Annotated in this window: 8 protein-coding genes; 7 read left to right on the top strand and 1 reads right to left on the bottom strand. The window is 42.0% G+C overall.

Annotated features, from left to right (window positions below):
- The first annotated feature begins 3 nt into the window (after window positions 1-3).
- From AC3WTL_RS02135 to AC3WTL_RS02155, 5 genes are all read left to right on the top strand, one after another.
- Window positions 4-1065: a Gfo/Idh/MocA family protein gene (locus AC3WTL_RS02135; protein WP_492368878.1), complete on the top strand. Its 1062-nt coding sequence runs from the start codon at window positions 4-6 to the stop codon at window positions 1063-1065.
- A gap of 1 nt (window position 1066) precedes the next feature.
- Window positions 1067-1954 (top strand): sugar phosphate isomerase/epimerase family protein, encoded by an 888-nt coding sequence (locus AC3WTL_RS02140; RefSeq protein ID WP_492368879.1) that lies wholly within the window; start codon window positions 1067-1069, stop codon window positions 1952-1954.
- A gap of 230 nt (window positions 1955-2184) precedes the next feature.
- The gene (locus tag AC3WTL_RS02145; RefSeq protein ID WP_492368880.1) at window positions 2185-3339 is read left to right on the top strand and encodes an ROK family transcriptional regulator; all 1155 of its coding nucleotides are present in this window, start codon (window positions 2185-2187) and stop codon (window positions 3337-3339) included.
- A gap of 28 nt (window positions 3340-3367) precedes the next feature.
- Window positions 3368-4384: an asparaginase gene (locus AC3WTL_RS02150; RefSeq protein WP_492368881.1), complete on the top strand. Its 1017-nt coding sequence runs from the start codon at window positions 3368-3370 to the stop codon at window positions 4382-4384.
- A gap of 43 nt (window positions 4385-4427) precedes the next feature.
- A complete protein-coding gene (locus tag AC3WTL_RS02155) occupies window positions 4428-5114 on the top strand; it encodes a copper homeostasis protein CutC (protein WP_492368882.1) in 687 nt (228 codons plus the stop codon).
- A gap of 127 nt (window positions 5115-5241) precedes the next feature.
- Here the strand turns inward: AC3WTL_RS02155 and AC3WTL_RS02160 are convergent, their stop codons facing one another.
- Entirely contained in the window at window positions 5242-6030 is a 789-nt protein-coding gene (locus AC3WTL_RS02160; protein ID WP_492368883.1) for an HAD family hydrolase, read from the bottom strand.
- A 326-nt stretch (window positions 6031-6356) separates the two neighbouring features.
- Here AC3WTL_RS02160 and AC3WTL_RS02165 point away from each other — a divergent pair, with 326 nt between their 5' ends.
- Window positions 6357-6530: a hypothetical protein gene (locus tag AC3WTL_RS02165; protein ID WP_492368884.1), complete on the top strand. Its 174-nt coding sequence runs from the start codon at window positions 6357-6359 to the stop codon at window positions 6528-6530.
- A gap of 433 nt (window positions 6531-6963) precedes the next feature.
- Window positions 6964-8868, top strand: coding sequence for an endonuclease MutS2 (locus tag AC3WTL_RS02170; protein ID WP_492368885.1), 1905 nt, complete (start codon window positions 6964-6966; stop codon window positions 8866-8868).
- Window positions 8869-9411: the final 543 nt, after the last annotated feature.

Here is a 9411-nt window from a genome sequence, read left to right on the forward strand (position 1 = left end):
AAAGTGGAGCCATTAAGAGTCTGTATTATAGGAGCCGGATCGATATCTGATATGCACTTCAAGTCCTTTGCCGGCAATTCTGATGCTGTCCTTTACGGGGTATTTGATTATTCCGCGGAAAGAGCGGAAGCGAAAGCGCTGGAGTATGGGATCAGCCGTGTATATGGGAATATTGATGAAGTCTATAGTGACCCGAATGTTGATGCAGTAAGCATTTGCACCTGGAATAATAGCCATGCGGAAATTTCTGTTGGAGCACTAAAAGCTGGAAAACATGTTTTGGTAGAAAAGCCTTTGGCCATGAATGTGGAAGAAGCGTTAAAAGTGGAAGCAGCTGTAAGGAATAGCGGGAAAACCCTGCAGGTAGGATTCGTCAGGAGGTTTGCTACAAATACAAAAGTGCTGAAGGCTTTTGTTGACAACGGAACTTTAGGCGACATTTACTATGCAAAAGCATCATGCCTCCGCCGTCTGGGAAATCCGGGGGGCTGGTTTGCAGACAAAGACCGCTCAGGGGGAGGTCCCTTAATTGACCTGGGTGTCCATGTCATCGATGTGTGCTGGTACCTGATGGGCCGCCCTAAAGTGAAGGCGATTTCCGGGAATGTGTACAGCAAGCTGGGGAACAGAGGGAATGTCGAGAATTTACACTTTTATAAAGCGGCAGATTATCAAAAAGACCGTAACACAGTAGAGGATTTGGCGAATGCCCTGATTACTTTCGAAAATGGCGCATCTTTATTTGTAGATGTATCCTTTACCCTCCATGCAAAACAAGATGAAATTGGAGTCAAATTATATGGCACAAAAGGCGGAGCAGAACTGGAGCCTGAATTGGGGATTGTAAGTGAAGAAAATAACACCATTTTAAATATTCACCCGCAGATGGATCATTTAACATTTGATTTTGCCAATGCCTTTCAAAATCAGATCGATTCTTTTGTTTCGAGCTGCATAACAGGAACAGATCCTTTGGCGCCCGTTGAAGATGGGGTGGAAATGATGAAGATCCTCGCTGGCATTTATGAAGCGGCAGATAAGAAAAGTGAGGTGACCTTTGCTTAAAATGGAGACTGTAAAACTCTCAAATAAAATCGGTGTTATGGTAGATAGCCTGCGGCTGCCCTTGTACGAAGGACTTAAAGTCTGCAGGGATATGGGGGCTGATGGTGTACAAATATATGCGGTTGAAGGAGAAATGGCTCCTGAAAATATGGATCAGAACTCCCGGAAGCAACTTAAGAGCTATTTGGAATCCATTGGTCTGGAAATATCGGCACTTTGCGGTGACCTTGGAGGACATGGGTTTCAGGATATTGAACAAAATCCTGTTAAGATAGAAAAATCAAAACGCATTTTGGATCTCGCTGCAGAATTGGGAACAAATATTGTGACGACGCATATTGGCATTATTCCGGAGGAGCAGAACAGCCCCATCTATGAAGCGATGCAGGCAGCTTGTGAGGAGCTGGCTCTTTATGCAAGAAGCATGGATGCCTACTTTGCCATTGAGACAGGTCCTGAACCATCCGCCAGGCTCAAAAAATTTCTGGATACGCTGAGCACGAATGGGGTATCAGTAAATTTTGATCCTGCGAATATGGTGATGGTGACAGGAGATGACCCGGCAGATGGTGTCAGGCTTCTAAAGGATTATATTGTCCATACACATGTGAAGGATGGAAAGAGGCTTAAGCCTGCTGATCCCCGTGATGTATACGGGTTCCTTGGATATGGGGGCGGAACAGACCATGAGAAAATTGCCGAAATGGTTGCCTCAGGTGAATATTTTAGGGAGCTTCCGCTCGGAAAGGGGAACGTTGATTTCCAGGCTTACTTCAATGCTTTGAACGAAATTAATTATCAAGGCTACTTAACGATTGAAAGAGAAGTAGATCAAAATCCAATCCGTGATATTGCGGAAGCTGTAGGATTCATTAAAAGCTTTAGGTAAATGGATTCATGCTTTGAACAAAGTGTATAATGAGATGGGGATTTCCAATGGAAGCTTCCAAAATGGAATGGGGAATTCTCTTTTGGAAGCTTTACCGGACTTGCACAGAAATGTGATCAAGTTTAAAGGATGTTGTTGGATTTTTCAATGAAGGCGAGAGTCAACACGATTCTTTAAATGCGCCTTCAGAGTTGGAAGTCTAAATCTGCAGTCATAAAGAAGGTAGGATTATGGAGAAACAAGATCAGCTTTTAATGAAAAGACAAAATAAAAATCTTGTTCTTGATATTTTAAAGACTAAGTCTCCTATATCAAGGATTGATATTGCGAAAATAACGGGGATGAGCCCGACTTCTATAACACGAATTGTCAATGAACTTCAGCTGCAGGGCTACCTGAGGGAAACAGAGGCAGTTGCGTCTGGAGTCGGGAGAAAAGCGACCTTGCTTGAAGTTCGCGGCGATGTGCTTTATACAGTTGGTATTGAAATTGATAAATCCCTTCTAAAGGTTGGGATTGTCAATTATATTGGAGAAATGGTTTCGTTACTTAAGAGTAAAAGAAATGAATCAGAGAGTTATATGGAAACGCTCCATAAAATAAATATGGTCATTCGAAAGATTATGGATGAAAACGAAATTCCGGCTGCTAAAATAATGGGACTCGCTGTCGGTTTACCTGGATATATTGATTATAAAAACGGGATTGTAAAGGTATCGGATCAGTTAAAGTGGAAAAATGCAAACTTGGCTGAAGATCTGCAAAAGCTTACCTCTTTTAATGTCATAGTTGATAATGAATTAAAAATGAAGATTGTCGCAGAGAGCTTTAAAGGGAAAGCAAAGAATTCCCAGAATTCCATATTAATAGGCATTGGATCAGGAATTGGTTCTTCAATCATGCTTAATGGAGACATTTACAGAGGGGAAACCAATAATGCCGGGGAAATCGGGCATACAGTAATTGACCCTACAGGCAATGTCTGCAATTGCGGCAAAATAGGCTGTCTCGCCACTTATATTTCTGAAGGAGCGATCCTTGCAGACAGCAGGAAGGTGAAGGATATTTCTTCTATAGAAGATGTCTTCCAATCTTACCGGGACCGTGAGCCCTGGGCATTAAATATCATGGATAGAGCCTCCACTTATATTGCTTTGGCAATCAGTAATCTCCTCTGCCTTTACAATCCGGAAGTCATTATTTTGAGCGGCAATACGATTGAGAAACTGCCTGAAATGAAGGAAGCCATTGAGCAAAAATGCGAGTTGTATATTTGGGAGCCATTGAAGCAATCGGTGAGAATCGTCTATTCAGAATTAAGTGATAACGGAGTTGTTCTTGGGGCGGCCATACAGGCCCAAAATCTTATGCTGGAGCTTGAGTAGATAAGCCATTTTTAAGGAGAGAACTGAAGTGAAATATACTGCATTAGTAGAGGAAGTCAGGGGAGGACTGGTTGAGAATATTCATACAGGGATCATTTGTGGAGTGGATGATAAATTGGAATCTTTTTATCAGGTTGGTGATGAAGATCATTACACATACTTTCGCTCCGCATCTAAGCCAATCCAGGCGCTGCCGGTCTTTCTGACTGACATAATTGAGAAATACGGTTTAACAGAGCAGGAAGCAGCATTGTTTACAGCTTCCCATCGAGGAGAACCCTACCATATTAAGGCTCTGGAATCCATGCTGGCAAAACTTCCTGTAAAGGAAGAAGAGCTTTATTGCCCTCCTTCTTATCCTTTAAATATACAGCCAAGAGAAGAGATGATCAGACAAGGGGTTCAGAAAAGAAAGCTTTATCACAATTGCGCAGGCAAACATATGGGCTTTATTACAGTATGCCGTGAATGGGGATTTCCGGTGGAGGGATACTGGAAAGAAGACCATCCTCTGCAAAAACATATCTTGGAAATTCTTTCTCATTTATCAGGCACCCCGGTCTCTGCAATTCATATTGGTATTGATGGCTGCGGGGCTCCCGTTTTTGCAATACCGTTAAAAAAGATGTCCGAGGTATACCTTAAGCTGGCTTGTCCCGATTTGATTCAAGATTTACAGCTGCAGCAGGCAGTCATTAACATGACCGCCACTATGAATAACCAGTTCAATATGGTTGCCTCACAGCATTTTATCTGTTCGATTTTATTGGAAGACAAGAATATTGTTGCTAAAGGCGGAGCCCAGGGTGTGTATTGCTTCGGACTTAAAAAAGAACGTGCTGGATTTGCCCTCAAAGTCTTAAATGGATCTGAGGACGTCTGGCCTAACATTTTAGCGTCCATACTTGAACAAATACAATACAGCAATCACGAAACCATAAAAAAGCTAAGAAATCTAAGGCCTCCGGTTATTCGAAATGATGCTGGAATAGAAGTGGGATCTATAAAGGAAATATTCCATTCTGAGAAATTGCCTTTAAACTAAGTACAAATTAATGGGAAAGCACTATTAAAGGAGATACATAAATATGTTAATAGAAGTGATCGCAGATACTCTAAGTGATGCGCTAATTGCCCAGGAAGCCGGCGCAGGCAGGATTGAACTGGTAACCGGGCTTGCAGAGGGCGGTCTGACACCGGGTTATGCTGTTATTGAAAGAGTGTGCAAGGAGTTAAAGATCCCAGTGAATGTAATGATCCGCCCGCACAGCCGCGGGTTTTGCTATTCGGAAGAGGACATAGAAATTATGATTGAGGATATTAGCATCTGCAAAAAATTAGGAGCAGCAGGTGTAGTATTTGGCGTTCTAACACCCCAGCATCAAGTACATAACGATCATTTAAAGCGGTTAATCGATGCAGCAGATGGGCTGGACATTACCTTCCATCGTGCCTTTGATGAGGCAGATGATCAATTTGCCGCTTTGGAAAGTCTAGTGCAGTATCCGCAGATTTCCAGACTCCTTACATCCGGCGGCAAAAGTAGTGCTGCAGATGCAGCAGAAAGACTGACGCGTCTGCATGAGCTTACGGATGATAGCCATTTAAAAATAATGGCTGGAGCAGGTCTATCGATTGAAAATATTCAAGCGTTTTTAGAAAAAGTGCCTGTCACTGAAGTTCATTTTGGCACCGGGGTCCGTGTGGAATCCAGCTATGAGTATGCCATTGATCCTGAGAGAGTGCAGGCGTTAAAGAAGATTATCGGTGCCTGATGTGAAAAAGGGTTTAAGCGGGTTGTGTGCGGGAGTTGTTTTCACCTATTAACCTAAGAATATTGCTATCAAAAAAGACAGGTAGTTCACCTGTCTTTAAATAATGCCGAATGACCTGTAAAATACATTAAATCGCATAAGATTTAATAAGATAACGTTCTATAAACTCAGCTAATCCATCATTTTCGTGGTGTCCTGTAATAAAGTCAGCTGCGGCTTTAACCTTTTCGCTGGCATTCCCCATTGCCACGCCAGTACCGGCATGACGAAGCATCTCTATATCATTCGGCCCGTCTCCAATGGCTGCGACTTCACTTGGACTGATTCGATATTTGTCCAGCAAGCTTTTGATAGCAGCCCATTTGGATACATCAGGAGCAACCAGCTCAAACCCGTCATTCCAATCGATGACCCCTGCTTCTGTTTTAAACATAGCGGATAATTCAGGACTTGGGGAACCTGTTCGAACACTATATTTAAGAACATCCTGATAAGTTGCCAGTCTTAAATCACCGATATACTGCGGTGGAATTTGTCCCACTTGAGTCCAATAATCGATTTCTTCATTTGTTTCCTTACAATATAGCCCAGTTGAAGTATGGATCATAACATTACATGGCCTTTCTGCGGTCAGATGGTGAAAGCGTTCCTCGTTCAATCGTACAGTTTTTATTTGTGTCGCCATTCCTGTCTGTGCATCATGAATAGCGGCCCCATTCAAACAAATCATCGGAGTTTGTAACCCAATTTCTTTATGGTAGGGAGAGGTTACTTCATAATGACGGCCTGTTGCTAGAAACACCATGACTCCCTGATCTGCGAGCCGATAAATGGCTTCCATGTTTCGGCGGGAGATGCAATTTGAGGCTTTCAGGAGTGTACCATCCATATCAATAAATACTGCACGAAGATTCATTTATATTGCCTCCTCATTTGTTGATAAAACAATCATATCCTCTTAATATTAATGCCAGGTAAACTCTGTTTATAGAATTGTGTTTTTTATGAAACATCCTTAAAGAATAGAGGGGATAGTCGATTAAACTTAAATCACCTGTTTTAATCTATTTCTTTGTGAAGTGCTCTTAGTCCCGCTATTTGAAAAACCTATGTTTTATTTTCATAAACTTTCTTAAAAGAAGGTTAATGTATGTAAAAAAATGGATTATGACCTTCTATTTTCTTTCAAATTCTTCTATGATTACTACTGTAACAACTATAGCAGCCAAGGAGGAATTGGAAATGAAAAAATGGTTATTAGCTTTGATGGCAGCTTTACTGATTACAGGTGTGGCGACAGGCTGCAGCAATGAAGAAGACACTGACGAGACGAACACAGAAGAAACTGAAAATATGGAAACAGAAGAAGGCGCTGAAGAAGACAGCGAAGATGGAACTGAAGAGGAAACAGAGTAAACAGAATATCAAAAGGAAGTGCACCTTTTGCAGTAAGGTGTGCTTTTCTTTTGTCATAAATTCAAATTTTCAGAATGCGGATTGACTGGACTTGCAGTTCCGTGCTACATTAATTTTATATTATAAAAAGGTGTGGTGAAGTATGTCGATTGCAGGTGTCAACTAATTATTTAGTTGAATAAGGTGCTAATTTTCTGGTTTTTGCCAGTTTATTAAGAATGCCTTTTTTTCAAACAATATATGTTTGAATGCCTGCTATCAGACTGCTTCCATTTCTATATATTCGTGTAGCTTTAGACACTATGCCTGTTTTAGGGTTTAGTTTGTTTATGCCTGTTCGAAAAGTAGAACGCCCGCGGAAGCTTTCTGCCCAATTCACATTGGAGCGGGGAAGGCTTTCGCGGGCTATTTTATTTGGAATGAGGCTGAGAGAATGAATGAAATGTCCTTTGATAAATTACAATACCACGAATTAAAAAATAAAGTGAAACAGCATTGTGTCAGCAGTTTAGGGAAAGCGCTGATCGATAAGCTGGAGCCGAGCTCAAATATAAAAGCCGTCCGCAATCGCTTAAACGAAACAAGCGAGGCCAGAAGGCTGCTTGACGCCGAGAAGCATCTGCCATTAACCGGCATTTCCAATATCACCAGTATTATTGAAAAGGTGGAAAAAGGAATCATATTAACTCCATCAGAGTTAAACGCTGTATCCGATTTTCTAAGGGGCTGCCGAAAAATCAAAAAGTTTATGGCAGATAAAGAGTTTTTTGCGCCAGTTCTCTACACGTATGCGTTATCTATGACTGAATTTAGGCAGATTGAAGAAGAGATCTTATATGCAATCAAAGGAAACATGGTTGACTCAGGTGCCAGCAAAGAGCTGAAACGGATTAGAAACCATATTGCCAAAACCGAAGAGAAAATTGAAGAACGATTGAATAAGTTCTTGCGGAGCAGTGCTAATAAGGACTATATTCAAGAATTTTATATAAGCAAAAAGGATGACCGCTTTACAATTCCCATTAAAGCTTCCTTTAAAAATCAGGTAGCAGGGACAGTAATCGAAACATCTTCAAAAGGGTCGACTGTTTTTATGGAGCCTAATGCCGTTTCAAAGCTTAATGTGGAATTGGCCATGCTGAAATCGGAGGAATCGGTGGAGGAATATCAAATCTTAGCCACGCTTTCCGGAGCGATTCTTGAATCCATTTATGAGATCCGCATCAATATTGAATGCATCAGCCAGTACGATATGATTTTTGCGAAAGCGAAGTACAGCAAAAGTACGGACGCCATCGAACCGGAAATAAATAATCATGGGTATATCAAATTAGTAAACAGCAAGCATCCTTTATTGGAAGGAAACGTTGTCCCGCTGGATTTTGAAATCGGGAAGGACTTTAGAAGCTTAGTCATAACAGGCCCAAATGCAGGCGGGAAAACCGTCGTCCTTAAGACAATCGGAATCCTAACTCTGGCTGTCATGTCCGGATTTCATATTATGGCGAAGACGGGGAGTGAAATCGCCATATTTGACAATGTCTTTGTAGATATTGGCGATAATCAGAGCATAGAGAACGCGCTAAGCACGTTTTCTTCCCATATGAAAAATATTTCCGAAATCCTTAGTGCTTCCACTAATAATACGCTGCTTTTATTCGATGAGATTGGCAGCGGAACAGAGCCGAATGAAGGAGCTGCATTGGCCATTGCCATTCTGGAAGAGTTTTATCATATGGGATGTATCACGATTGCCACTACTCACTATGGTGAAATTAAACGTTATTCTGAAATGCATGATGATTTTATGAATGCAGCCATGTTATTCGATAGTGCCGAATTAAGGCCGATGTATAAGCTTTTAATAGGTGAATCAGGAGAGAGCAATGCGCTTTGGATTTCCAGAAAAATGAATATCCGCGAACATGTCCTGAAACGCGCGCAAAAGTATATTGAAAACAAGGATTATAATCTGGAAGCAGTAAGAGAGAACAAAATAAAGAAGCCAGTGATTGAAGTGAAGCAGAACATAGACGAATATCCTTATGAAATCGGTGACAGGGTAAAATGGATCAGCCAGGATGATTACGCTATTGTTTATGAGCCATTAGATAAATTTAATAACATTAAGCTGTTCTATAAAAATGAAATAGTGGAAGTGAACAGCAAGCGGATTGAATTGGACATTAAGGCAAGCGAGCTATATCCGGAAGGGTATGACAGGAATACCTTATTTACCAGTTACCATGAACGGAAGCTGCAGCATGATCTGGAGAGAGGGTCGAAAAAGGCGCTGCGAAAGGTTGAAAAGGAGATTAGGAATAGGAAGCAGGAATAGAATGAGGCGATTCTCCGCGTGGAGGATCGCCTATTTGCTGTTTGCCTCTGAGGTAGCATGGGGTTCGGACTAAGAGCTACGGTTTCCAGCTTTTTGTGTCCGAAGTTGGCTCGGGTTCGGACTTTGAATCAGGGTTTCCAGCCTTTTGTGTCCGAAGTAGGCCCGGGTTCGGACTAAGAATCAGGGTTTCCAGCCTTTTGTGTCCGAAGTAGGCCCGGGTTCGGACTCAAATCAGCGGTTTCCACCTTTTTGAGTCCGAAGTAGCCTAGGGTTCGGACTTAGAATCAGGGTTTGCAGCCTTTTGTGTCCGAAGTTGGCTCGGGTACGGACTCAAATTCAGGGTTTCCAGCCTTTTGAGTCCGAAGATGGCCCGGGTTCGGACTTAGAATCAGGGTTTCCAGCCTTTTGTGTCCGAAGTAGGCCCGGGTTCGGACTAAGAATCAGGGTTTGCAGCCTTTTGTGTCGGAAGTTGGCTCGGGTTCGGACTCAAATCAGCGGTTTCCACCTTTTTGAGTCCGAAGTAGCCTAGGGTTCGGACTAAGA

The organism is Cytobacillus sp. EB106-05-05-XG126 (genome assembly GCF_058791715.1).

Coding starts and splice junctions, on each gene's coding strand:
- AC3WTL_RS02140 (WP_492368879.1), top strand. CDS start 1,067: ATGGAGACTGTAAAACTCTCAAATAAAATCGGTGTTATGGTAGATAGC.
- AC3WTL_RS02145 (WP_492368880.1), top strand. CDS start 2,185: ATGGAGAAACAAGATCAGCTTTTAATGAAAAGACAAAATAAAAATCTT.
- AC3WTL_RS02155 (WP_492368882.1), top strand. CDS start 4,428: ATGTTAATAGAAGTGATCGCAGATACTCTAAGTGATGCGCTAATTGCC.
- AC3WTL_RS02160 (WP_492368883.1), bottom strand. CDS start 6,030: ATGAATCTTCGTGCAGTATTTATTGATATGGATGGTACACTCCTGAAA.
- AC3WTL_RS02165 (WP_492368884.1), top strand. CDS start 6,357: ATGAAAAAATGGTTATTAGCTTTGATGGCAGCTTTACTGATTACAGGT.
- AC3WTL_RS02170 (WP_492368885.1), top strand. CDS start 6,964: ATGAATGAAATGTCCTTTGATAAATTACAATACCACGAATTAAAAAAT.